Below are 21,519 nucleotides of genomic sequence, written 5' to 3'. Positions count from 1 at the left end.
ATGTGACCGAACTGGAGCCGACGATCGGCGACGCGACCGTAGTTCCGGACGCGCCGGCCGTGGTCGATCGGCGCTGGACCAACGCCCCCTGTGCCGCACTCACCGTCGGGACCGACGGGACCGTGCTGCAGGCGAACGACGCCGCACGCCCGCTGCTGCCCCGGGTCCGCGTCGGGGACCCGGTGTCCCGGGTCGCCCCGTGGCTGGCGACCGCGGGCGGCGGCGACCAGAGCGTCCCCCGGGCGTTCTCCGACGTCGTCGACGGCCGCGCGCTTGAGGCACAGCCCGTCCGGCACGAGGACGGCTCGGTCACCTGGTGGCTGTTCGACGTCACCGACGTCCGGTCGATCCGCGACGAGCTGCACCTGGAACAGGCCCGCGCCGCGTTCCTGTCCGAGGCCTCGGCCGCGCTGCTGGGCTCGCTGAACCTCCGTCGCTGCATGGAGGTCACCGCCCAGCTCGCCGTGACCCGGCTGGCCGACGGGGCGCTCGTGATGACCCCGGGCACCCGCGGGCAGTTCGAGGTCGTCGACGCCGTCAGCGGCGGCCCACTGCGGCACCGGATGCTGCACGTCGACCCGGACGAGGTCCCCGGCCTGGCCGAGGCACTGCAGGGCTACCCGCCGGTGCCCTCGCGCTGGATCGACCCCGCCGTCGCTCCCGCCTGGGTGACACCGGAGGGATTCGGCGACGTCGGCTCGATCGTCGTCACCCCGCTGCCGGGGCACGGCATCCCGGCCGGCGCCATCGTGCTCCTGCGCCGCGCCGACACCGGGCCGTTCAGCGAGGGCGAGGAGGCGACCGCCCGCGAGTTCGCCGCCCGGTCGGGACTCGCGATGTCCGCGGCCCGCATGTTCGCCCAGCAGGCCTCGATCACCGAGGTCCTCATGCGCGACCTGCTGCCGCCGTCGCTGCAGCACGTCTGCGGCGTCGAGTACGCCGGCGGCTACCGGCCGGCGCAGGACTCCGAGCGGGTCGGCGGGGATTTCTACGACGTGCACTCCGGCGTGGACGGGGCCGAGGAGACCCTCGCCGTGCTGGGGGACGTGTGCGGCAAGGGCCTGGAGGCCGCCGTGCTCACCGGCAAGATCCGCAGCGCGGTGCACGCGCTGCTGCCGATGGCCGACGACCACCTGCGGCTGCTGCGCCTGCTCAACAACGCGCTGCTGTCCGACGACCACGCCCGTTTCGTGACGCTGGTGCTGGCGTCGGTGTCGCGCGCCGGAGCGGACGTCCGGCTGCGCCTCACCTGCGCCGGCCACCCGCCACCGATGATCATCCGCGCCGACGGCCGCGTCGAGGACGCGGCGACGCTCGGCACGCTGATCGGGGCGCTGCCCGAGGTCCACGCGTCGACGTGGGAGACCCGGCTCGGGCCCGGCGAGACCTGTCTGCTGTACACCGACGGCATCACCGAGGCCCAGGGCGGCCCGCTGGGCCGCGAGCAGTTCGGCGAGGATCGCCTGCGTCGCGCGGTGGCCGAGTGCGCCGGGATGCCGGCCGAGGCCGTCGTCGAGCGGGTGCAGATGCTCGCCACCGAGTGGGTGGGGCGCAACGCCCACGACGACATGGCCCTCCTCGCGGTCACCGCTCCGCGCGGCCGACACCTCACCGCGGTGGGTGGTTCGAGCCGGGGCAGGTACACCGCATGACGGCCGGGCGCTACACCGACCTGCTGTGGGACGCGGTGCTGCGCAGCGACGAGTACACCGCGGTCGACGTCGTCGTGGACGCGCTGCGCGACGGCCTGGAGGCCGAGACGGTGCTGCTCGAGGTGATCGGCGCGGTGCAGCGGCGGGTGGGGCGCGAGTGGGCGGCCAACCGCATCTCCGTGGCCCAGGAGCACGCCGCGACCGCGATCAACGAGCGTGTGATCAGCACCCTGGCGCTGTCCAGCGGTCGTCGCCGCGGTGACCTGGGCCGGATCACCGTCGCCTGCGTCGACGGCGAGTGGCACGCACTGCCCGCCCGGCTGCTGGCCGAGGTGCTGCGGCTGCGCGGGTTCAGCGTCGACTACCTGGGTGCGCAGGTCCCCGCGGCGCACCTGGTCACCCACCTGCACCGGACCGGCCCGGACGCGGTGGCGTTGTCGTCGTCGATCGCGACCCGGCTGCCGACCGCGCACGCCACCATCACGGCTTGCCAGGCCGCGGGCGTCCCGGTGATCGTCGGTGGCGGGGCGTTCGGGCCGGACGGCCGCTACGCCCGGCTGCTCGGCGCCGACGCCTGGGCCCCGGACGCACGGGCCGCCGCACGGACCCTCGCCGACGGGCTGCCCGCCCCGGCGCACCCCCACGCCCAGCCGCTCGACGACCTGCCGCACCTGTCCGACCAGGAGTACACGCTGGTCACCCGTGGTGCGCCGCGGCTGGTCGCGGCGGTGCTGGACCGCCTGCCCAAGCGTGTCCCGGCGATGGCCGACTACGACGACGACCAGCGCCGGCACACCGCCGAGGACGTCCGGCACGTGGTCGACTTCCTCGCCGTCGCCCTCTACACCGGCGACGCCGAGCTGTTCGAGCAGTTCCTCGGCTGGACCGCCGAGGTGCTCGAGGCCCGGTCGGTCCCGGTGGCCGTCCTGCGCCCGGTCCTGGACCTGCTCGGCGACGAGCTGCGCGACTTCACCCGGGCGGCGGCGCTGCTGCGGCACGCGGCCGCGTCCGCAGCGCTCACCCGCGGCCCGGGCTCCTCCGTCCCGACCGTCGCCGTCACCGAGGGCTCCGGCCCCGACGCCGACGCCGACGCCGACGCCGCGACCCTGCACCGAACCGGAAGGCCCGCATGAGCGCCCCGCGAGAGCTGTCCCTCACCTGGACCAGCCCCGCGCCCGACGTCGTGACGGTCGCGCCGGACGGTGACCTCGACTACGCCACCTCCGACGCCCTGGCCGACGCCGTCGCCGCCCTGCTGGACGAGCGGCCCGGCATCCGCGAGCTGCGGATCGACTGCGCCGGGATCGAGTACTGCGACTCCTACGGCCTGTCGTCGCTGCTGATGGTCCGCAGGCGGACCCACGCCGCAGGGGTCGTGCTGCACCTGAACAACCGTTCCGGCGCGCTGGAGCGGCTGCTGCGCGTCACCAGCACCCTGGAGCACCTCACCGGCGCCGGCGGGTCGGCGCGGGAGCAGAAGCTCGACACCTGAGCCGCCCGGCCGGCGTGGCGACGGCGGACATGAAATCCCGGCGACCGGGTACCCGCCTGTCATGACGACGCCGGAGAAGGACCAGCCCGACGAGAACCCGGTCCCGACCGAGCAGAGCGACACCCCGGTCGACGAGACCCCCGACGGCGACGGCGTCCATCTCGCCGCCCAGCCCGTCGAGGACGACGACCCCCGCGCTGCGGCGTCCTGAGCAACGCACCCGTTACGGAAGGACAGCACAGACCATGGCCACGATCCGTTACACCGTCCCCGGCCTCGAGCGCGGCGACGCCGAGCAGGTCGTCGACATCCTGCAGCACCGCCTGCACGCCCTCAACGACCTCCAGCTCACGCTCAAGCACGTGCACTGGAACGTGATCGGCCCGAACTTCATCGCGGTGCACGAGATGCTCGACCCGCAGGTGGACGCGGTCCGCGGGTTCGTCGACGACGTCGCCGAGCGCATCGCGACCCTCGGCGGATCGCCGAACGGCACCCCCGGCGCACTGGTCAGGGACCGCACCTGGGACGACTACTCGATCGGCCGCGACCAGGCGATCGCCCACCTCGGTGCGCTCGACGTCGTCTACACCGGGGCCATCTCCGACCACCGGACCCAGATCGAGAAGGTCGGCGCGCTCGACCCGGTGACCGAGGACATGCTCATCGCCCAGGCGGGCGAGCTGGAGCAGTACCAGTGGTTCGTCCGGGCGCACCTGGAGAACGCCGACGGTTCGCTGAACACGCAGGGCAGCAACGGTGAGGCGGGCGCGGCCGACGCCGCGCGCTGACCTTCCCGCCGCTCGATCCCGGGGCCCGGTCCCGCCCTCGTGCGGGGCCGGGCCTCCGTCGTGCTCAGCCCGAGCCGGCCCCCTCGACGGCGCCCACCCACAGGGCCATCGCCAGCGTCGGTCCCCACTCGTGCTCGACCTCGGCCGGTGCGGGACGGGTCTGTTCGCGGTCACGGCGCAGCCGCACCACGAACGGCCCCTCGAAGGGCTTGCGGGTCAACAGGTCGACCCGGTCGCCGAGGCGCACGTCGTGCGCGTCGAGGAAGCGGAGCACCTCGGGGTCGGTATCGTCGACGCGGACCAGGGTGCCGCCCTCGCCGTAGCGCAGGTCCGGCAGCCGGCGGGCGTTGACCACCGGGATCGTGCCGTCGCTCGCCGGGATGGGATCGCCGTGCGGGTCGAACCGCGGATGCCCGAGCCGGCTGTCGATCCGGTCGAGCAACCGGTCGGAGACCGCGTGCTCGAGCGCCTCCGCCTCCTCGTGCACCTCGTCCCACGCCAGGTCCAGCTCGGTGACGAGGAACATCTCCAGCAGCCGGTGCCTGCGCACCACGGCCAGCGCGGAGGCCCGCCCGGCCGGGGTGAGGGTGATCCCGGCGTAGCGGGCGTGGTCGACCAGCCCGGCGTCGACGAGCTTGCGCACCATCCCCGACGCCGACGGCGACGAGACCTGCAGCCGCTCGGCCAGCGCGGAGACCCCGACCGACCCCTCCCACCGCTCCGAGAGCAGGAAGATGGTCTTCAGGTAGTTCTCCACGGACTCCGAGAGGCGCTCGGCGCTCATGCCATCACGGTATCCCGGCGCGGGGGACTCAGGCGGTTCCGGCCGCGCAGAGCCGGGCCAGCAGACCGGCGTCGACCGGCGAGCCGAGCGCCCCGCCGAGGGTCAACCCGTTGACCGCGGCGGCCAGCAGGGCGCGCCGGTCGGCGTCGGCGGGGAGGAGCCGGGCGGCGGCCGCGTCGAGCGCGGCGTCCCAGCGGTCCAGCTCGCCGCGCAGGTCCGGGCGCCGCGCGGCCAGCAGGAACAGCTCGTACTCGGCGATCGCGGTGACCCGCTCCTGACGGGCGCAGTCCTCGACGAGCGCGACGAGATCGCCGGGGGTCGTGACCGCGTCGAGCCGGGTGATCCAGCGGTCGTTCACCGCGGTGAGGGTCGCGACCAGCAGCGCGTCGACGCTGGGGTGGTAGTAGAAGACCGCACTGGGCGGCACCCCCGCCTCCGCGGCGACCGCCCGCTGGCTGACCGCGGCGACCCCGCCCGCGCCGACCAGCCGCAGCGTGGCCTCGACCAGCTCGCGACGGCGCCGGTCCCCCCGACGGCGGCGGCCGTCGACCCCGGGGGCGTCCGGTCCCGCCGGATCAGGCATGCGAGGTCGCACCACCCAGCTCCAGGGCGAGCACCCCGGCGATCACCAGCCCGACCCCGCCGAGCTGGACCCAGGTCAAGGACTCACCGAGGAAGAACACCCCGATCAGAGCGACGAGCGCCACCCCCGCCGCAGCCCAGGTGCCGTAGGCGACCCCGAGCGACATCCCGCGGCCGAGCGCCTGGGACAGCGACCAGAACGCCAGCCCGTAGCCGACCACAGTGATCATCGACGGCACCAGCCTGCTGAAACCCTGCGAGAACCGCAGCGCCACCGTTCCGGTGACCTCGGCGCCGATCGCGAGCGCGAGCCATCCCCACATCGCCGGGCTCCTTCCCGTCTGTCCGTTACCGGCCACATTGTAGAGCGATCGCTCAGGTTTTCTGCCACCCGGACGAACGAGCCCGACATGATGGTCATTGGCTTACGGTGGATCATCGTGACCACGCAGAGCAGTCGGACGACCGCGCCCGGTTTCCCCGCACCCCGCCGTCCGCGCGACGACGGCTCCGTCGCCGACGTCGCGTCCCGCCTCGTGGCCCTGCGACGACGACTGGAGCACACCGACCTACGGCCCGCCCCGAACACCGACGACGCGTTCGGCGAGCTCGTCGGGCTCTGTTGCTTCCCGCCCGCGGGCTGTACCGAGGGCGTCCTGGCGCGGGTCGCCCCGCACTCGGACGCCCTGCGGACCCTGGCCGCGACCGGCGAGGGCCACATGGAGAGCCACTGGGCGGACCGGATCGCCGCCGCCCCCGACGCCCGAGCCGAGCTGGAACGGTTCCCCTACCTGGGCAACTATCACGACCTCGTCCGGCTGGAGCTCGCCGCGCTGACCGCCGTCGGCCTGCCGGCGCCGCGCCGCGTCGTCGTGCTCGGGTCGGGGCCGCTGCCCCTGACCGGTCTGGTGCTGGCCACCGAGCACGGCGCGCAGGTGCTGCACGTCGACCGGGACCGGGCTGCCGTCGCCGCGGGGGACGCGGTCGCGGCCGCCCTCGGGGCCGACGGGCGGGTGCGCAGTCTGGTCGCCGACCTCGACGACCCGCGGCTGTCCTCCGCCCTCGCCGACGAGCTGGGTCGGGCCGACCTGGTGCTCGTCGGGGCACTGGTCGGTGCCGACGCCGGCGCCAAGGCGGCGATCACCGCCCGGCTGGTCACGGCGACCGGTCCGGGCGCGACCCTGCTCGTCCGGTCCGCCGCGGGGCTGCGGACGCTGCTCTACCCCGAGATCGTCCCGGCCGACCTGCCCGCACTCGACGTGCTCCTCGAGGTGCACCCGCGCACCGACGTCGTCAACTCCGTGCTGGTGGCCCGCGCCGCCACGTGAGGTGCGTCGCTCCCGGGGTTGGGAGCGGGTCCGTCCGGGCAACCGCCGTCCGGCAGGGCGCAGCGGCGCGCCGGAGGACGACGGACCGAGGAGGTCGGGTCGATGATGCGCACGACGGGCGGGTTCTCCCGGCGCTTCACCCCGGTACAGCCGGTCGCGGCGGCGTTCGCCGTGGCGTTCCTGCTGGTCGGAGCCCTGGGATTCGTCCCGGGGGTGACCTCGGGCGAACTCGCCGTGCTGCCCGGTGGCGGCACCGCGGTGCTCGCCGGGCTGCTGCCGGTGTCGGTGCTGCAGAACGTTCTGCACCTGGTCACCGGGCTGGCCGGACTGGTCTGCGCGCGCTCGCGTGTCGCGTCGCGGGTGGTGCTCGCGGCCGGCGGCGTCGTCGCGCTGCTGAGCGCCGCCGTCGCCCCGGACGTCGTGGGTGCGGCCCTGGTGGTCGTCGCCGTCGCGATGATCGGCTGCGCGACGCTGCTGCGTGGCCGCCCCGTGGTGCGCCCGCCCCGCCGCGGAGCCGCCGCGGCCTGATACCTGGACGGGGCGTGACCCCCGTGGTCCGATGGCGGTGTGTCCGACACGCCGTCCGCCGGGACCCCGGTCACCGGACGACACCCCGACCACGGCCACGAGGCCGAGGTCGGTGACCCGGTGTGCTGGCCGGACCGGCTCCGTCCGGACTGCGGGGCGATGCCCTCCCCCACCGGCGACGGCGGGCCGCCGCAGACCTGCTGGCGCTGCGGCGCCGCCGTCACGCACCCGTCCGGCTTGCGATCGCCTGACGATCGTCTCCGGCCCGGCGCCCGAGTCGACGGGACCGGCCCGGATCCGGTGGAATCGCCGTCATCATGAGCGAACACGGCCGGACCCGGGTGCTGCTGGTCGACGACGACGTCCGGATCGGGCGTGCCCTCGGTCTCGCACTGGGCGACGAGGGCGTCGACGTCGAGGCGGTGCACACCGGCGAGCAGGCCCTGGTCAGTGCCGCCCGGCCGGACGTCGACGTGGTGCTGCTGGACCTGATGTTGCCCGGCATCGACGGCCTCACGGTCTGCCGGCGGCTGCGGGAGACCGGTGACCTGCCGATCATCATGGTGACCGCGCGCTCGGACTCCGCCGACGTCATCGCCGGGCTGGAGGCGGGCGCCGACGACTACGTGACCAAACCACTGGTGGCCGGGGAGCTGGCCGCCCGCATCCGGGCGCTGCTGCGGCGCCGGCGTCCGGCTCCGGCGGCACCGCGCCGGATCACCGTCGGGGACGTGGAGCTGCGCCCCGACGAGGGCACCGTGCTCCGCGACGGCGTCCCGGTGCACCTGACCCGCACCGAGTTCCGGCTCTTCGCCGAGCTCGCCGCGGCGGGCGGGCGGATCGTGACCCGCGACGAGCTGCTGTCGCGGGTGTGGGGCTACGAGTACCACGGCGACACCCGGCTGCTGGACGTCCACGTGCGACGGCTGCGGCGCAAGGTCGAGCTCGACCCGGACCGGCCGGTCCTGGTGCTGACCGTGCGCGGCGCCGGGTACAAGATCGGCGACGCCGGACCGGACGCCCCGCTGCCGGGCGTCGTCCCGGTGTCGGGCCGCGGCGGGTGAGCGGGCGCGGCAGGATGCGGTCCGTGCTGGACCGACTGCCGCTGGATCGACTGCCGCTGGATCGACTGCCGCTGGGCCGGCTTCCGCTGCGTCACCGGGTCGGCGTCGCGTTCGCCGGGGTGTCGATGGTGGTGACCGGGTTGTTCGCGGCGGTCACCTGGAACCTCGCGTCGTACTACCTGGTGGAGCAGCGGGTGGAGAGCGCCACCCGCCAGCTCGCGGTGAACCTCCAGCTCGTCGAGCGGGCGATGGTGGACGACACGCACGTCGGCGGTCTCGACGACCTGCTGACCGGCCTCGCGGGCACCCCGGGCACCACGGTCGCGCTGCGCCGCGACGGCACGTGGACGACCAGCGGCCGCGAGGTCGATCCCGAGGCGCTGCCGGCGGGGCTGCTGGCGATGGCCGGGAACGGGACCGGGGCACGGCAGCGGGTGATGGTGGCGGGGATGCCGAGCGTCGTCGTCGCGGCGCCGATGTCCGGCGGCGACGTGTTCGTCGAGGTCTTCCCGATGCAGCGGCTCGACGCCAACCTGAAGTTCCTCAGCGTCGTGCTGTTCGCCGGGGTCGCGGTGAGCGCCCTGCTGGGGCTCGCGCTGGGCCAGTGGGCCGGGCGGCGCGCGCTGCTGCCGCTGACCGCGGTGACCCGGGCCGCGGAGCGGATCGCCGGCGGCGACCTGACCGCACGGCTGCCGTCGAGCACCGACGCCGAGCTCGCCCCGCTCGTCGCGACGTTCAACCGGACCGCCGACGACCTGGAACAGCGGGTGTCGCGCGACGCCCGGTTCGCCGCGGACGTCGCGCACGAGCTGCGGTCACCGCTGACGACACTGGTGAACGCGGCCGCGGTGCTGACCCGGCGGCGCGCCGAGCTCGCGCCGACCGCACGGGAGGCCGTCGAGCTGCTCGACGGCGAGATCCAGCGCTTTCGCCGCATGGTCCTCGACCTGCTGGAGATCTCCCGCAGCGACACCCTGCAGCGGGAGGACGGCGAGCTCGGCGCGTTGGTCCGCGGGCTCGTCGCGGTCCGCGGCGGGGAGCACGTCCCCGAGGTCGACGCCCCGGAGCCGGTGACCGTGCGGGTCGACCGCCGTCGCCTCGACCAGATCCTGGGCAACCTGCTGGACAACGCCGACGCGCACGGCGGCGGCGCGCTGCGGATCGGCGTCGCGCGCCGGGGCCGGTTCGCCCGGATCGAGGTCGACGACGCGGGCCCCGGCATCCCGCCCGAGCAGCGGCGGGCGGTGTTCGAACGGTTCGCCCGTGGCACCCTGGCCGGCAGCCGCGGCGACGGCGGCGGCACCGGTCTCGGGCTGTCCCTGGTCGCCGCGCACGTGCGCCGGCACGACGGCCGGGTGTGGGTGGAGGAACGACCCGGCGGCGGGACCCGTGTCGTCGTCGAGCTGCCGGGGGTGGACACGTGAGGACCCGGCTGTGCACCGCGGCGCTGGGGCTGCTGCTCGTCGCCGGGTGCGGGGTGACCCTCGACGACGAGCCGGAGCCGATCGCCCCGCCCGCCGGCACGGCCGCCCCCACCCCGACGGTGACGGTCCTCCCGACACCGACACCGACCCCGACACCGCCTCGTGCAGCCGCGCCCGCGCCCCCTACCGGCGACGACGCCGGCGCGGGTCCGACGCGCAGCTGATGCAGGTCGTCGCGGCGGGCAGCGTCTCCAGCCGTTCCGGCGCGATCGGTCCGCCGCAGACCACACAGCGCCCGTAGCCGCCCGCGGCCAGGCGCTCCGCCGCCCGGTCGAGGTCGTCGCGCTCCTGCTCCGCGGCGGCGAGCAGCCCCTGGAGCTGGGCGCGCTGCACCGCGATCGTCTCGCCCTCGGGGTCGTGCTCGTCGTCGTGACTGGTCAGGGCCTGCTGGTCGGCGAGGTCGTCGAGCTCGTGGCGCAGCGAGCCGACCCACTCCTGGGCACGGGCGCGGGCGGCGGCGAGGGTGGTGGGGTCCACCACCCCAGGATGCGCCACGGCAGACTGCGGTGGTGAGCCTTCCGCGTCCGCTGTCCGGTGTCGGCGTCGTCCTGGAGCGCGCCGACGGCGCGGTCGCCGTCGGGCACCGGGTCACCGCCGGGGAGACGCCGAGCTGGTCGTTCCCGGGCGGCCACCTGGAGGGCGGGGAGCCGGTCGTCGCCGCGGCGCTGCGCGAGCTTACGGAGGAGACCGGCGTCGTCGCGGCGACGGGGACGTTGTTCGCGGTGTGCGTCCGGCTCGACGGCGCGGGGGTGACCTTCGCGGTGCACGTGCCCGCGCCCGCCGGGGCGGAGCTTCGAGTGACCGAGCCGCACGCGATCGACGCCTGGACCTGGGCCGGCCCGGACGACCTGCCCGGACCGGTGTTCGCCCACACCGCCGCCGTCCGCCAGGCCTGGCGCCGCCCCGGCGTCGCGCTCGACGGCTGGGACCTGCACCGCGTCGCGCCCTGAGGCGGCTACTCGCCGGTGGACCCGGTGGCGAGCTCGACGACGACGTCCAGGTGGCCGAGGTGCCGGGCGTACTCCTGGAGGACGTGCAGCAGCGTCCGCTCGATCGTCGCGGGCGGTGCGCCGGCCCAGCGCCCGCTCGGCACCCCCGCGGCACCGGGCCCCAGCTGCCGGCCGTCGCCTACCCCGCGGACCTGCGCGAGGCGGCGCAGGAACGCTGGCGCTGGAACGCCGCGTTCTCGCTGACGATCGCCGAGCAACACGTCCGCCGGGGCGACCGGACCCTCGCACTCGGCATGATGACCCGCGCCACCGCCCAGACGGCGCACGCCGTCATGGCCGGGCGGGGTGCGTGGGTCCTGGGCGAGAAGGGGCTCGTGGACGACGCCGGTCTCGGCGCCGCCCAGGACGTCCTGCGCGACGGCTGGCACGACCCGGCCGGGGTGCTCCACGAGCTGCGCGCGCTGCTCGACGCACCCCGGCCGCAGGAGCTCCGCGGCCACCGCACGCGGACACGGGCCGTCCGCCTCCGGCCCGCCGACGCCGGCGAGGTCCTGACCCTGCAGCGTGCGGCCTACGTGCCGGAGGCCCGGGCGCACGACGACATCGACCTGCCGCCGCTCACCGAGCAACTGGCGGAGATCCGCGAGCAGCTGGCCGACCGGTCGGTGACCGCCTGGGGTATCCGCGACGACGGTCGGCTGGTCGCCGCCGTACGGATCACCCGGTCGGGGAGCACCGCCGTCGTGAGCCGGCTGGTGGTCGCTCCGGACCGGCAGGGCGAGGGCCTGGGGTCGGGCCTGCTCCGCCATGCCGAGGAGCAGCTCGACGACGACGTGTCGGTGATCGAGCTGTTCACCGGCGAGCACAGCGTCACGAACCTGCGGCTCTACGACCGGCTCGGGTTCCGGGAGACCCACCGGACCGACGCGGGAACCTACGCGCTGGTCCACATGGCGAAGCCCCGGGGTGCCGTCCGATGACACCGCGGGAGGAGCACCGGCCCACCGGCTGACCTCCGGCCCGGCTCAGAGCGACCGGAGCGTGGTCATCGCCGCGGTCTCCAGGTCCGCGATCCGCAGCAACAGCCCGGCGGCCTCGGTCAGGGCGGCCGGGTACTCGTCCAGCCCGGCCCGCTCGACGAGTCCGGCGATCCGGGTCCACACCGTCGCCGCCTCGGCGTACAGGTCCCGGCCCCGTTCGACCGACGCGACGCGCTCACCCGGGCCGGCGTCGTCGAGCAGCGGCAGGCAGGCGGTGAGGAAGTCGCGGTAGAGGTTGCGGAACAGCGCCCCGCCGGTGCCGGCCCGTTCCATGAGCATCGCCATCTGCGGCAGGTCCCGGTGCGGGTCCTCGACGCGGTCGAACCAGGACCCGGCACGCTTCGCCGTCGTCCGGATACCGCGGTGCCCGATGTTGGCGATCGGCGGGTGCAGGAACGCCTCGGCACACTCGACGATCGCAGGCACGATCGCGGGGCCGGGGTCGACCGGCTCCCGGACCCGTCCAAAGGTGAACGACCGGTGCGGCGCCGACATCGGCCCCCGTGCGGCGCGCGCCCGGGCCAGGCTGTCCAGGCTCGTGCTGACCCGGCCGCCCTGCTGCGCGGTGTCGAGGAGGTACGCGGTGTCCGCGTCGTAGCCGAGCATCGCGACGACGTGGCCCGCGAAGTGGACCCGGGAGCCGAAGTAGTCGAGGTCGTGGCTGTCGAGCTGCAGCCCGACGGGAACGCCGTCGTCGACGAGGGTGCGTACCTGGTCCCACGCCCGGCGGGCGGACGAGGTCTCCTGCACGCGCAGGTCGAGATCGAGGCGGCGGGCGAGGGTGCGGGTCAGCGCGAACGGCCTGACCCGCCCGCCCAGGAACGGCGCCGACTGCCGTGTGGAGTCCCAGTAGACGTACGACAGCCCGGAACCGAGCCCGAGCAGCATCGGTTCGTCGAGGTGGACGCCGGCGTGCCCGAGGAGCGCGCCGAGCGCCGTCGTCTCGCAGTGGAGGCCTCCCGCGGAGGGGACGCCGGTGGACGCATCAGTCATCGGACACCTGGACCCGCTCGGTGAGCCACGACCTCTCCGCACGGAGCTGGGACAGGGAGAACGAGAAGACGTCGCGCGCCTCCGACGGGAGTGGCTCCTGCGCGGTCCGGGCCGCGACGACCGCGCCGATCCGCGCGTCGAGCCCGGCGAGCCGGGCCCGGAGTGCCTCCTCGGCCTCGTGCGTAGACAGCAGCGTCGAGTGAGCGAGGCCGGCGAGGAAGGAGCGGGCGGGGACACCTGCGTCGGAGAGCAGCTCCCGGACGTCGGCGGCCGCGGTGCGGCGTCCCCGGTCGGTGATGCGGACGACGCGGCGGGCCTTCGGGGAGGGGCGGTCGTCGTCGGCCTCGGCCAGGCCGCGTGCGGTCAGCTTGTCGAGCAGGTAGTAGATCGAGGAGAAGCCGATGTCGGTCCAGCGGCGGACGCCACGCTCCTCGATGACCTGCTCGATGTCGTAGCCGTGGCGAGGGCGCTCGGCCAGTGCTCCGAGGACGACGAGCTCGCCGATGGTCAGCTCCACGGCTACTATTCTAGCACCAGAATAAAGGGCACCACACCCGCACGAAACACGACGACACCGGCGCGAGACGCCGACGCAACGTGCCGCTCCTACCGTCTCCACCTGCTGTATCCAGCCCTGGACACAACAGGTGGGGAGAATCCTCGATGTCGAGCGCCGTCGAGCACGCGGGCACGCCACCGCTGCGCGAGCGCGTCTACGCCGCCCTGCGGGACGACGTCGTCAACGGCGCCGTCGGCGCGGGCACCCGCCTCACCGAGCCGAAGCTCGCAGCGCGGTTCGGCATCTCCCGCACCCCGGTGCGCGAGGCCCTCGGCCGGCTCGTCGCCGACGGCCTCCTGCAGCGCGAGGAGGACTACGGCTACTCGGTCGTCGTCCCCGACCTGGCGGGGGTGCGCGACCTCTGGGAGGTCCGCATCGCGGTCGAGCTGCGCGGGATCGACCGATGCCGCGAGAACCCGGGCACCGTGCACGACGCCGGGGCGCTCCGCGCGGAGCTGGCCCGCTGGCACCGGATGCGCGAGGAGCCGCCCGAGGCGGGTCCTGGCTTCGTGCTGGAGGACGAACGGTTCCACAGCACGCTGCTCGCCGCGTCGGGCAACCCCGAGCTCGTCGCAGTGCTGACCGACGTGCACCGCCGGATCCGGCGGGTGCGGATGAACGACTACGTGCTCCCCGGTCGCGTCGAGGCGGCCGTGTCTGAGCACGTCGCCGTCGGCGAGGCGGTCCTCGCCGGACGGCTCGACACCGCCCGCCACCTGCTGCACCAGCACATGGGCGCGTCGCTGGAGATCGTCACCGAACGCGCCGGTCGTGCCCTGCTCGCCACCGACACCCGGGACCGCCGCCGCGGCCCGGCCACCCTCGACGTGAGGACCTCATGAGACTCGCCGCGATGAAGCATCCCGCCGTCCTGATCGCGCTCGCCGCGGTCGCCGGGATCGCTTTCGGCCTGATGACCGGCGAGTGGGCCGGCAACCTGAAGGTCGTCGGCGACGCCTTCATCCGGCTCGTCCAGATGGCGATCGTGCCGCTGGCCATGACCTCGGTGATCGCGGCCTGCGGGTCCATGACCGGGTCCGGCACCGGCCGGCTCGCGCTGCGGACCTTCGCCTGGATGATCGGCCTGTCGGTCGTGGCCGCGGTGGTCGCGGTGGTGCTCGGGCTGCTGTTCCGCCCGGGTTCCGGGATGGTCGCGACGGCCGCGACGGACGCCGCACTGCCGGCCGCGGCGGCCCCGGAGAGCTGGCAGGACACGGTCCTCGGCTTCTTCACCACCAACGTCGTCGAGTCGATGGCCGAGGCGGCGATGGTGCCGATCATCCTGTTCTCGCTGCTGTTCGGCGTCGCCCTCCACCGGCACGTCACCGCGACGGGGAACACACTCGTCCTCGACGTCGTGGGGCAGTTCCAGCAGGTCCTGCTCACCCTGATCCGGCTGGTCATGTACGTCGCGCCGATCGGGGTGTTCGCGCTGCTCGCCGACCTGTCCGGCCGCATCGGCTTCGCCGTGGTCGGGTCGGCCCTGGCCTACCTCGGCACCACCCTGCTGGGCGTCGTCCTGCTCACCGCGCTGTTCGTTGCGATCGTCGCCGGGCGCACCCGGCTCAACCCCGCCCGCCTGCCGCGCAAGCTCGCCGAGCAGACCGCCGTCGCGGTCACGACGACGAGCTCGGCCGTCACCTACCCCACCGTCCTGCGCACCACGATCGAGAAGATCGGTGTCAGCCCCCGCGTCGCCAACTTCACGCTCTCGGTGGGGCTGACCATGGGCTCCTACGGCGCCGTCCTCAACTACACGATCGTCGTGCTGTTCCTCGCCCAGGCCGGCGGCGTCGACCTCTCGGCCGGGCAGATCGTGTTCGGGATGGTCCTCGCGATCCTGCTCAACATGGGCACGATCACCGTGCCGGGCGGGTTCCCCGTCGTGGCCCTGTTCCTCGGGACCACCCTCGGACTGCCCCTCGCGGCGGTCGGGCTGCTCATCGCCGTCGACTGGTTCACCGGGATCCTGCGGACCTTCCTCAACGTCAACGCCGACACCCTGGTGGCCATGCTCGTCGCGCACCCCGACGGGGAGATCGACCGGGAGATCTACGACGGCGTGCGCTCCGGGGAGCCGGCGGAGACGGGGGCCCGGAGCGCCTCGGACGCGTGACCGACCGCGAGGCTCCCGTCCACGAACCCGGGTTCCGCAGCTCGACGACGGCGCGGATGCCCGAGCCCGGCGCAGGCGGTGTCTCGCACCCCGAGGCCTCGATCTCCGGACCGGGATCTGCGGTACGGCGCCTGCACTTCCTGACAGTGAGCCTTTTTCAACCTGCCGTTCCGGCAGCTCAGGGGCCTGGTTGTGTGGGTGCAGACGCCGAGCTAGCTGGCGAGCCGGTGACCTGTGCAGCTGTGGTCAGAGCAGTTGCGCTGCAACCTTCGCGATCTCCTGACGCAGAAGCTCGCTGGTCAGGTTGAAAAAGGCTCAGTGAACTCTTTCCACTTGGCGTCAGCCAGCGAGGATGAGGGTCTGGATCGCGTTGACCAGCGCGGTGGTCCGCTGCGGGCAGCACCGGATCTTCCGCAGAATCTTCCAGCTCTTGAACATCGCGTTCGCGCGTTCACCGGGGCCGCGTTGCGCTACGTGGGCGGCGTTGACCTCCCGCTGACTCGGTGAGAGCCGTCGGCGCTCGCCGGTGTCGCGATCGGCGGGTCGGCGTCGCTGTGGGAGGCGGAACATCGCACCGGCACCGCGGTATCCGCTGTCGGCGACCACCTGCACCCCGGCGACGGTGAGGGCGTCGATGATCCCGTGTTCGCGGGCGGCACCCATGTCATACCGCGCACCGGGCAAACGCCGGCGACGCCCAGACCAGACGACCGGCCGGGTCGCTGATGACCTGCACGTTCATACCGTGGCACTTCCACTTCCCCGAGTAGTACGGGCGGTCGCACCCCGAGGCCATGGCGACCCGGTCGATCCGCAGCAAGGTGCCGTCGAGGATCACGAACGCCTTCCGCCGCGCGACCGCGATCGCCTCGGTCAGGTTCGGTGCCGCGGCGGCGAGGACGTCGATCGCTTCGCGGATGTAGCGGAACGCCGTGGTGGTGCCGACCCCGAAACCAGCGGCGAGGTCGGGGTAGGTCTCGCCCTTGCGCAGGTGCGCCAGGGCGAGCAGGGCGTGACGACCGATCGGGAGGCGCCGCCAGCGAGTACCGCGCTGGTTGCGGCTGCGCTGAAGGGCGTTGGTCAAGGTGATCAGCGCGCGAGTGGACACCGACAGCGCGGACGGGTAGGAAAGCACCGGAGCTCCTGGTGGACAACGAGTTGATCTAGACAATCACTCGTCTACCAGGAGCTCTTCTAGTTTCCGGGCCGCCACGCCGGACACGACCAACCTGCTGACCGCCAGGTTGGAAAGGGTTCACTGCACACGCTCCCAGCTCGCTCTCGGACGGACGGCGCGAGCGTAGCGGGTGGGGGACGTGCTACCGCGTTCCACGACACAGGTGCGCCGCTCGGCTATCGACCCGGCTCTGTCACCGCGGGGGAGGCTGTCCATGCCTACATGTCCCTACTGTCGGCCGCATGGCACAGCCAGAGGCGCTGGAACGGACCCGTCAGGACTACGACAACGTCGCGGAACTGTACGACGAAATGGTACGGCGCGGCGACGTCGTCACTGAGCCCTTTTCAACCTGCCGTTCCGGCAGCTCAGGGGCCTGGTTGTGTGGGTGCAGACGCCGAGCTGGCGAGCCGGTGACCTGTGCAGCTGTGGTCAGAGCAGTTGCGCTGCAACCTTCGCGATCTCCTGACGCAGAAGCTCGCTGGTCAGGTTGAAAAAGGCTCACTGACGCGCTTTCTGCCGCGATGGTGGACGCCTTCGCCAGTATCGTCCGGGCCAGCGGACCGACCAACCCCGTTGTCGATGCCGGATGCGGACCTGGTCAGTGGACCGATCATCTGGACCGGTCCGGGATCGAGACCCACGGAGTCGACCTGTCGCCGGCGATGATTGCCATCGCCCGCGGTCGTCGCTCCGACCTGAGCTTCGAAGTCGGGTCCATGCTCGATCTGCGAACATCAGATCGATCCGTCGCCGGCATCCTTGCCAGCTTCTCGTTGATCCACACGCCGCCGGACATGATTCCGGACGTTCTGAACGAGTTCGCGCGGGTGATCGAGCCGGGTGGGCCACTGCTCATCGGCGTACAGATCACCGACGATGCGGGCGCCGAGGGTTGGATCCCCTACGACCACAGGGCGTCACCGGCCTACCTGTGGAGCCTCGACGCACTGAGCCTTTTTCAACCTGCCGTTCCGGCAGCTCAGGGGCCTGGTTGTGTGGGTGCAGACGCCGAGCTGGCGAGCCGGTGACCTGTGCAGCTGTGGTCAGAGCAGTTGCGCTGCAACCTTCGCGATCTCCTGACGCAGAAGCTCGCTGGTCAGGTTGAAAAAGGCTCAGTGCCTGGTGGGTAGTTTAACTGGGGCGGTTGCCTCCCAAAGAGTAACGGAGGCGCCCAAAGGTTCCCTCAGCCTGGTTGGCAATCAGGTGTTGAGTGTAAGTGCACAAGGGAGCTTGACTGTGAGACTGACGGGTCGAGCAGGGACGAAAGTCGGGACTAGTGATCCGGCACCACCTTGTGGAAGGGGTGTCGCTCAACGGCTAAAAGGTACCCCGGGGATAACAGGCTGATCTTGCCCAAGAGTCCATATCGACGGCATGGTTTGGCACCTCGATGTCGGCTCGTCGCATCCTGGGGCTGGAGTAGGTCCCAAGGGTTGGGCTGTTCGCCCATTAAAGCGGTACGCGAGCTGGGTTTAGAACGTCGTGAGACAGTTCGGTCCCTATCCGCCGCGCGCGTTGGAGACTTGAGGAAGGCTGTCCCTAGTACGAGAGGACCGGGACGGACGAACCTCTGGTGTGCCAGTTGTCCCGCCAGGGGCACGGCTGGTTGGCTATGTTCGGGAGGGATAACCGCTGAAGGCATCTAAGCGGGAAGCCTGTTCCAAGATGAGGTCTCCCACCACCTTTGAGTGGGTAAGGCTCCCAGGAGATGACTGGGTTGATAGGCCGGAGATGGAAGCCCTGTGAGGGGTGGAGTTGACCGGTACTAATAGGCCGAGGGCTTGCCACAACGAGTTGTTCGCATCCACTGTGTGACCCTGAGCCCATAACCCCTGTGCGGGTTGTGTGTTCGTAGGTCCCCCTATGCTGTTGTGTGGGGGTTTGTTGAATAGTGTTGTCGGTGGTCATTGCGGTAGGGGAACGCCCGGTCCCATTCCGAACCCGGTAGCTAAGCCTTCCAGCGCCGATGGTACTGCACTCGCCAGGGTGTGGGAGAGTAGGTCGCCGCCGACATTCAACATGATCAGGTGATGCCCCGGACTTTCGAGTCCGGGGCATCATTTGTTTCCGGGGCATTTGTTCCGGTCCGCTGTAGGTGGGCCGGTGGGCGCAGCGCCTTGTGTGCCTGTGGCCGGGACGTCCCGTCCTGTCCTGTTCTGTTCTGTGCCGGCTGTGAGCCGAGCTGGGCGGGGCACGGGGCATGTCGCACAGGTTTCTGCGACCTCGCATCTGCTGCAGGGTCTGCGAGGTCGCAGGACGGTGTGCGAGGTCGAACGCACCCGCGCCGGGACGACAGGCGGGGTAAGGCGCGGCGACGAAGGGTGAGACTGGGCGGGGACTCAGCCCGCCAGCCTGGCCCCGGCGACCCCGGTCCGCCGATGACGCTGCCCCGCCGCGACTTCGCACCGTCGATAAGCCGCGACCCTGCACCGCCGGCGAGAAAGCGCACCAGGGCCGAGAAGGGACACACGGGCGGAGCCTCGCTCGGGAGGACACCCAATCGGCCGAGAACACCGCCGGCGGCAACACCAGCCACCAAAGCCGTCAGAGATCGGCACCCACGGCGTCGTCGACACACGAGAACCCGTCGGCACGCAGCAGCGCCGCGAGCTCCCGGTGGACGCGCGCGGGCCAGAGCAGACCGCCGTAGATGAACCCGGTGTAGGCCTGCACCAGCGCCGCACCGGAGCGGATCCGCCGGTAGGCCTCCTCCGCGTCGGCGATCCCACCGGCGGAGATGACGACCTGGCCGTCGTCGAGCCGGGTGCGCAGCTGTCGGACGACCGACCGGGCAGGCTCGGTCAACGGGCGTCCGGACAAGCCGCCGGCACCGGCCGCGGCGACGACGTCGGGAGCGGTGCGCAGGCCGTCGCGTGACACGGTCGTGTTCGTGGCGACGACCCCGTCGAGGCGCAGGCGCCGGGCCAGGTCGGCCACGGCGTCGAGGTCCTCCGGAGCCAGGTCCACGGTGATCTTCACGAGCAGCGGCACACGACGTCCGCCGGAGACCCGGCCCAGCTCCTCCCGCACCGCGACGAGCAGCGGCTCCAGTACGTCGACCTGCTGCAGGTCCCGCAGACCTGGGGTGTTCGGTGAGCTGACGTTGACCACGACGTAGTCGGCGTAGGCGCCCAGCGCCGCGGCGCTCGCGCGGTAGTCCGACGCCGCGTCCTCGGCGGGCACCGCCTTGCTCTTGCCGATGTTGACCCCCAGCACCGGCATCCCCGGTCCGGGGCGGGTGCGCAGCGCGGCGAGGCGCGGCCCGACGGTCCCGGCACCGGAGTTGTTGAAGCCCATCCGGTTGACCAGGGCGGCGTCGTCGACGAGCCGGAACAGGCGGGGCCGTGGGTTCCCGGGCTGCGCCCGCCCGGTCACCGTCCCGATCTCGACCGCGCCGAACCCGAGCCTGCCGAGTGCGAGAACACCCTCGGCGTCCTTGTCGAAACCGGCGGCCAGACCGAGCGGGCCGGCGAACTCCAGATCTAGCGCCCGGGTGCGCAGCACCGGGTCCGACGGGGCGAGCCGCTCCGCGACCCGCTCACCCACGACGGGCGCGGTCCCGAGTGCGCGGACCACACCGAACCCCATCCGGTGCGCGGGCTCGGACGGGAGGTGCCGGAGCACGTGGCGCATGAGGGCGTCGTACATGCCCCCATCCTCACACCGGCCTAGGAGGTGCGGCGGGACAGCCCCAGCTGGTCGAGCATCCGGCGGTCGCGTTTCGTCGGACGCCCCGCCCCGCGGTCGCGGTGGGCGAACAGCGGCTGTCCCGCGGCGGTCGGCTCCGGCGGGGTGTGGTCGATGTAGCACTCCTGCGCGATCGGCGCGCCGACCCGCTTCTCGATCACCCGGGTGACCTCGACGATCCGGTTCCGGTCGTACACCCGCACCCGTACCCGGTCGCCGACCTGCACCGTCGCGGCCGGCTTCGCGGGCCGGTCGTTGATCCGCACGTGCCCGCCGCGGCAGGCCGTCGCGGCGTCGGCGCGGGTCTTGGCCAGACGCACCGACCACAGCCACCGGTCCACGCGGGTCCCCTCCATCCGACCATCGTGCCATCCGGGAGGGCCGTCCGGGCCGATCCGGCCCTGCGGTCGGGCGGCGGCGGTCCGCTCGCCGGGCCTCAGTAGTGCACGACCCCCGGTGTCCCTCCACCCGCGGCGACAGCGTCCCCGGTGACGGCGACAGAACGGGGCGAGCACAGGAAAGTGATGACGTCGGCGACCTCCGCGGCGGTCGTGATGCGGCCGATCGTCGTCGTCGCGTCGAGCTCCGCGCGCGCCTGCGCCTCGGTGATCCCCGCCGACTCCGCCCGCGCGGCGAGGGCGGCGGGCGTCCGCTCGGTCTCGGTGACACCGGGGTGCACGACCGTCACGTTGATGCCGTGCGGACCCAGCTCCTGGGCGAGCGCCGCCGTCATCGAGGCCACCGCGACGTTGCGCACCGACCCCACCAGCGACGACGACTTCCGCGCGTTCAGGCCGCTGACGTTCACGATCCGGCCCCACCCCTGCGCGCGCATCAGCGGCGCGACGGCCCGCGCACACCGCAGGTAGCCGAGCACCTTCGTCTCCAGCTCGACCCGCACCGCGTCGTCGGTGATGGAGACCAGGTCGGTCGGCGGGCCCGCGCTCGCCGGTCGCGCGGCGGCGTTCACCAGCACGTCCACCCCGCCGAGCCGGTTCGCGACCACGGCCACGCCGCGACGGACCGCGTCGTCGTCGGTGGTGTCGACCGCGACGGCGAGCACCTCCGGTGCCCCCTCGGCGCGCAGCCCGGCCGCGGCGGACTCCAGGGCCCCGGCGTCACGCGCGAACAACGCGACCCGGGCACCCTCGGCGGCGAGCGCCCTGGCCGTCGCCAACCCGATGCCGCGGCTCCCGCCCGTCACGATCGCCCGACGCCCGTTCAGTTGCAGGTCCATGGCTCCCACCGTGCCGCAACGGTGGCGGGGCCGCAGGCGTCTACGGTGTGCG

At 73.0% G+C, this 21,519-nt stretch carries 22 protein-coding genes, 1 rRNA gene, 2 pseudogenes and 1 other annotated feature; of the genes and pseudogenes, 15 read left to right on the top strand and 10 right to left on the bottom strand.

The genetic code is table 11. The features are described 5' to 3' along the window. The first annotated feature begins 2 nt into the window (after window positions 1–2). The 5 genes from XF36_RS22725 (at window position 3) to XF36_RS22710 (ending at window position 3,935) form a co-directional block, all read left to right on the top strand. Window positions 3–1,652, top strand: a complete 1,650-nt coding sequence (locus XF36_RS22725) for a PP2C family protein-serine/threonine phosphatase (protein WP_082375594.1) — start codon at window positions 3–5, stop codon at window positions 1,650–1,652. Continuing rightward, window positions 1,649–2,785, top strand: coding sequence for a cobalamin B12-binding domain-containing protein (locus tag XF36_RS22720; RefSeq protein ID WP_082375593.1), 1,137 nt, complete (start codon window positions 1,649–1,651; stop codon window positions 2,783–2,785). Before XF36_RS22725 ends, XF36_RS22720 begins: the two co-directional genes overlap by 4 nt. After that, window positions 2,782–3,144 (top strand): STAS domain-containing protein, encoded by a 363-nt coding sequence (locus tag XF36_RS22715; RefSeq protein ID WP_060713535.1) that lies wholly within the window; start codon window positions 2,782–2,784, stop codon window positions 3,142–3,144. Before XF36_RS22720 ends, XF36_RS22715 begins: the two co-directional genes overlap by 4 nt. Before the next feature lie 61 nt (window positions 3,145–3,205). Continuing rightward, a complete protein-coding gene (locus XF36_RS32670) occupies window positions 3,206–3,355 on the top strand; it encodes a hypothetical protein (protein WP_168169560.1) in 150 nt (49 codons plus the stop codon). A 34-nt stretch (window positions 3,356–3,389) separates the two neighbouring features. Then, the gene (locus XF36_RS22710) at window positions 3,390–3,935 is read left to right on the top strand and encodes a Dps family protein (RefSeq protein ID WP_060713534.1); all 546 of its coding nucleotides are present in this window, start codon (window positions 3,390–3,392) and stop codon (window positions 3,933–3,935) included. A gap of 64 nt (window positions 3,936–3,999) precedes the next feature. On the opposite strand, the gene XF36_RS22705 is transcribed toward XF36_RS22710, so the two are convergent. From XF36_RS22705 to XF36_RS22695, 3 genes are read right to left on the bottom strand one after another with little or no spacing between them, the layout of a single operon-like run. Continuing rightward, window positions 4,000–4,719 (bottom strand): metal-dependent transcriptional regulator, encoded by a 720-nt coding sequence (locus tag XF36_RS22705; RefSeq protein WP_064485487.1) that lies wholly within the window; start codon window positions 4,717–4,719, stop codon window positions 4,000–4,002. 28 nt (window positions 4,720–4,747) lie between these two features. Beyond that, window positions 4,748–5,302 carry a TetR/AcrR family transcriptional regulator gene (locus XF36_RS22700; protein WP_060713533.1) on the bottom strand — a complete coding sequence of 185 codons (555 nt, stop codon included), beginning with the start codon at window positions 5,300–5,302 and terminating at the stop codon, window positions 4,748–4,750. Next, window positions 5,295–5,624, bottom strand: a complete 330-nt coding sequence (locus XF36_RS22695) for a DMT family transporter (RefSeq protein WP_060713532.1) — start codon at window positions 5,622–5,624, stop codon at window positions 5,295–5,297. The genes XF36_RS22700 and XF36_RS22695 overlap by 8 nt, the downstream gene beginning before the upstream one ends. A gap of 117 nt (window positions 5,625–5,741) precedes the next feature. Between XF36_RS22695 and XF36_RS22690 the strand changes: the two genes are divergently transcribed. The 4 genes from XF36_RS22690 (at window position 5,742) to XF36_RS22670 (ending at window position 9,645) form a co-directional block, all read left to right on the top strand. Further along, complete coding sequence (locus XF36_RS22690; RefSeq protein ID WP_060713531.1) at window positions 5,742–6,629, top strand: nicotianamine synthase family protein; 888 nt, start codon at window positions 5,742–5,744, stop codon at window positions 6,627–6,629. Between the two features lie 102 nt (window positions 6,630–6,731). Then, window positions 6,732–7,157, top strand: a complete 426-nt coding sequence (locus XF36_RS22685) for a DUF4383 domain-containing protein (protein ID WP_060713530.1) — start codon at window positions 6,732–6,734, stop codon at window positions 7,155–7,157. Between the two features lie 317 nt (window positions 7,158–7,474). Continuing rightward, window positions 7,475–8,221, top strand: coding sequence for a response regulator transcription factor (locus tag XF36_RS22675; RefSeq protein ID WP_060713528.1), 747 nt, complete (start codon window positions 7,475–7,477; stop codon window positions 8,219–8,221). 14 nt (window positions 8,222–8,235) lie between these two features. Beyond that, window positions 8,236–9,645, top strand: coding sequence for a sensor histidine kinase (locus tag XF36_RS22670; protein ID WP_060714910.1), 1,410 nt, complete (start codon window positions 8,236–8,238; stop codon window positions 9,643–9,645). A 183-nt stretch (window positions 9,646–9,828) separates the two neighbouring features. Here XF36_RS22670 and XF36_RS22660 read toward each other — a convergent pair whose 3' ends face one another. Beyond that, window positions 9,829–10,182 carry a TraR/DksA family transcriptional regulator gene (locus XF36_RS22660; RefSeq protein WP_238588989.1) on the bottom strand — a complete coding sequence of 118 codons (354 nt, stop codon included), beginning with the start codon at window positions 10,180–10,182 and terminating at the stop codon, window positions 9,829–9,831. A gap of 32 nt (window positions 10,183–10,214) precedes the next feature. Between XF36_RS22660 and XF36_RS22655 the strand changes: the two genes are divergently transcribed. Together XF36_RS22655 and XF36_RS35305 are read left to right on the top strand one after the other, a co-directional pair. Beyond that, a complete protein-coding gene (locus XF36_RS22655; protein WP_064485672.1) occupies window positions 10,215–10,655 on the top strand; it encodes an NUDIX domain-containing protein in 441 nt (146 codons plus the stop codon). Window positions 10,656–10,714: 59 nt separating this feature from the next. Next, entirely contained in the window at window positions 10,715–11,635 is a 921-nt protein-coding gene (locus XF36_RS35305) for a GNAT family N-acetyltransferase (protein ID WP_349675512.1), read from the top strand. 45 nt (window positions 11,636–11,680) lie between these two features. On the opposite strand, the gene XF36_RS22645 is transcribed toward XF36_RS35305, so the two are convergent. Both XF36_RS22645 and XF36_RS22640 read right to left on the bottom strand, forming a co-directional pair. Continuing rightward, the gene (locus tag XF36_RS22645) at window positions 11,681–12,688 is read right to left on the bottom strand and encodes a BtrH N-terminal domain-containing protein (RefSeq protein WP_060713524.1); all 1,008 of its coding nucleotides are present in this window, start codon (window positions 12,686–12,688) and stop codon (window positions 11,681–11,683) included. Next, window positions 12,681–13,205 (bottom strand): PadR family transcriptional regulator, encoded by a 525-nt coding sequence (locus tag XF36_RS22640; protein ID WP_060713523.1) that lies wholly within the window; start codon window positions 13,203–13,205, stop codon window positions 12,681–12,683. The genes XF36_RS22645 and XF36_RS22640 overlap by 8 nt, the downstream gene beginning before the upstream one ends. Window positions 13,206–13,351: 146 nt before the next feature. Here XF36_RS22640 and XF36_RS22635 point away from each other — a divergent pair, with 146 nt between their 5' ends. Both XF36_RS22635 and XF36_RS22630 read left to right on the top strand, forming a co-directional pair. Beyond that, the gene (locus XF36_RS22635) at window positions 13,352–14,089 is read left to right on the top strand and encodes a GntR family transcriptional regulator (protein ID WP_060713522.1); all 738 of its coding nucleotides are present in this window, start codon (window positions 13,352–13,354) and stop codon (window positions 14,087–14,089) included. Window positions 14,090–14,100: 11 nt separating this feature from the next. Next, entirely contained in the window at window positions 14,101–15,363 is a 1,263-nt protein-coding gene (locus tag XF36_RS22630; protein ID WP_202968434.1) for a dicarboxylate/amino acid:cation symporter, read from the top strand. Window positions 15,364–15,702: 339 nt separating this feature from the next. On the opposite strand, the pseudogene XF36_RS22625 reads toward XF36_RS22630, so the two are convergent. After that, window positions 15,703–16,498: pseudogene (locus XF36_RS22625) on the bottom strand (transposase family protein). 566 nt (window positions 16,499–17,064) lie between these two features. Here XF36_RS22625 and XF36_RS35815 point away from each other — a divergent pair. Both XF36_RS35815 and rrf read left to right on the top strand, forming a co-directional pair. Continuing rightward, window positions 17,065–17,361: pseudogene (locus tag XF36_RS35815) on the top strand (class I SAM-dependent methyltransferase); the annotation flags it as partial. A gap of 170 nt (window positions 17,362–17,531) precedes the next feature. Beyond that, window positions 17,532–18,320: a sequence feature (23S ribosomal RNA rRNA prediction is too short), on the top strand. A 119-nt stretch (window positions 18,321–18,439) separates the two neighbouring features. After that, a 5S ribosomal RNA gene (gene rrf / locus XF36_RS22615) occupies window positions 18,440–18,556 on the top strand. A gap of 531 nt (window positions 18,557–19,087) precedes the next feature. Here the strand turns inward: rrf and XF36_RS22610 are convergent. The 3 genes from XF36_RS22610 to XF36_RS22600 all read right to left on the bottom strand — a co-directional run bounded on the left by XF36_RS22610 (window position 19,088) and on the right by XF36_RS22600 (window position 21,467). After that, window positions 19,088–20,191: a quinone-dependent dihydroorotate dehydrogenase gene (locus tag XF36_RS22610; RefSeq protein WP_060713519.1), complete on the bottom strand. Its 1,104-nt coding sequence runs from the start codon at window positions 20,189–20,191 to the stop codon at window positions 19,088–19,090. A 20-nt stretch (window positions 20,192–20,211) separates the two neighbouring features. After that, a complete protein-coding gene (locus tag XF36_RS22605) occupies window positions 20,212–20,586 on the bottom strand; it encodes an RNA-binding S4 domain-containing protein (protein WP_020625426.1) in 375 nt (124 codons plus the stop codon). Between the two features lie 80 nt (window positions 20,587–20,666). Continuing rightward, window positions 20,667–21,467, bottom strand: a complete 801-nt coding sequence (locus XF36_RS22600; protein WP_060713518.1) for an SDR family NAD(P)-dependent oxidoreductase — start codon at window positions 21,465–21,467, stop codon at window positions 20,667–20,669. Window positions 21,468–21,519: the final 52 nt, after the last annotated feature.

Origin of the sequence: Pseudonocardia sp. HH130629-09 (assembly GCF_001294645.1) — a bacterium.
In the GTDB taxonomy this organism is placed as follows: domain Bacteria; phylum Actinomycetota; class Actinomycetes; order Mycobacteriales; family Pseudonocardiaceae; genus Pseudonocardia.
Note: the sequence above shows the minus strand (reverse complement) of the source record. Positions and strands in the feature narration are given on the sequence as shown.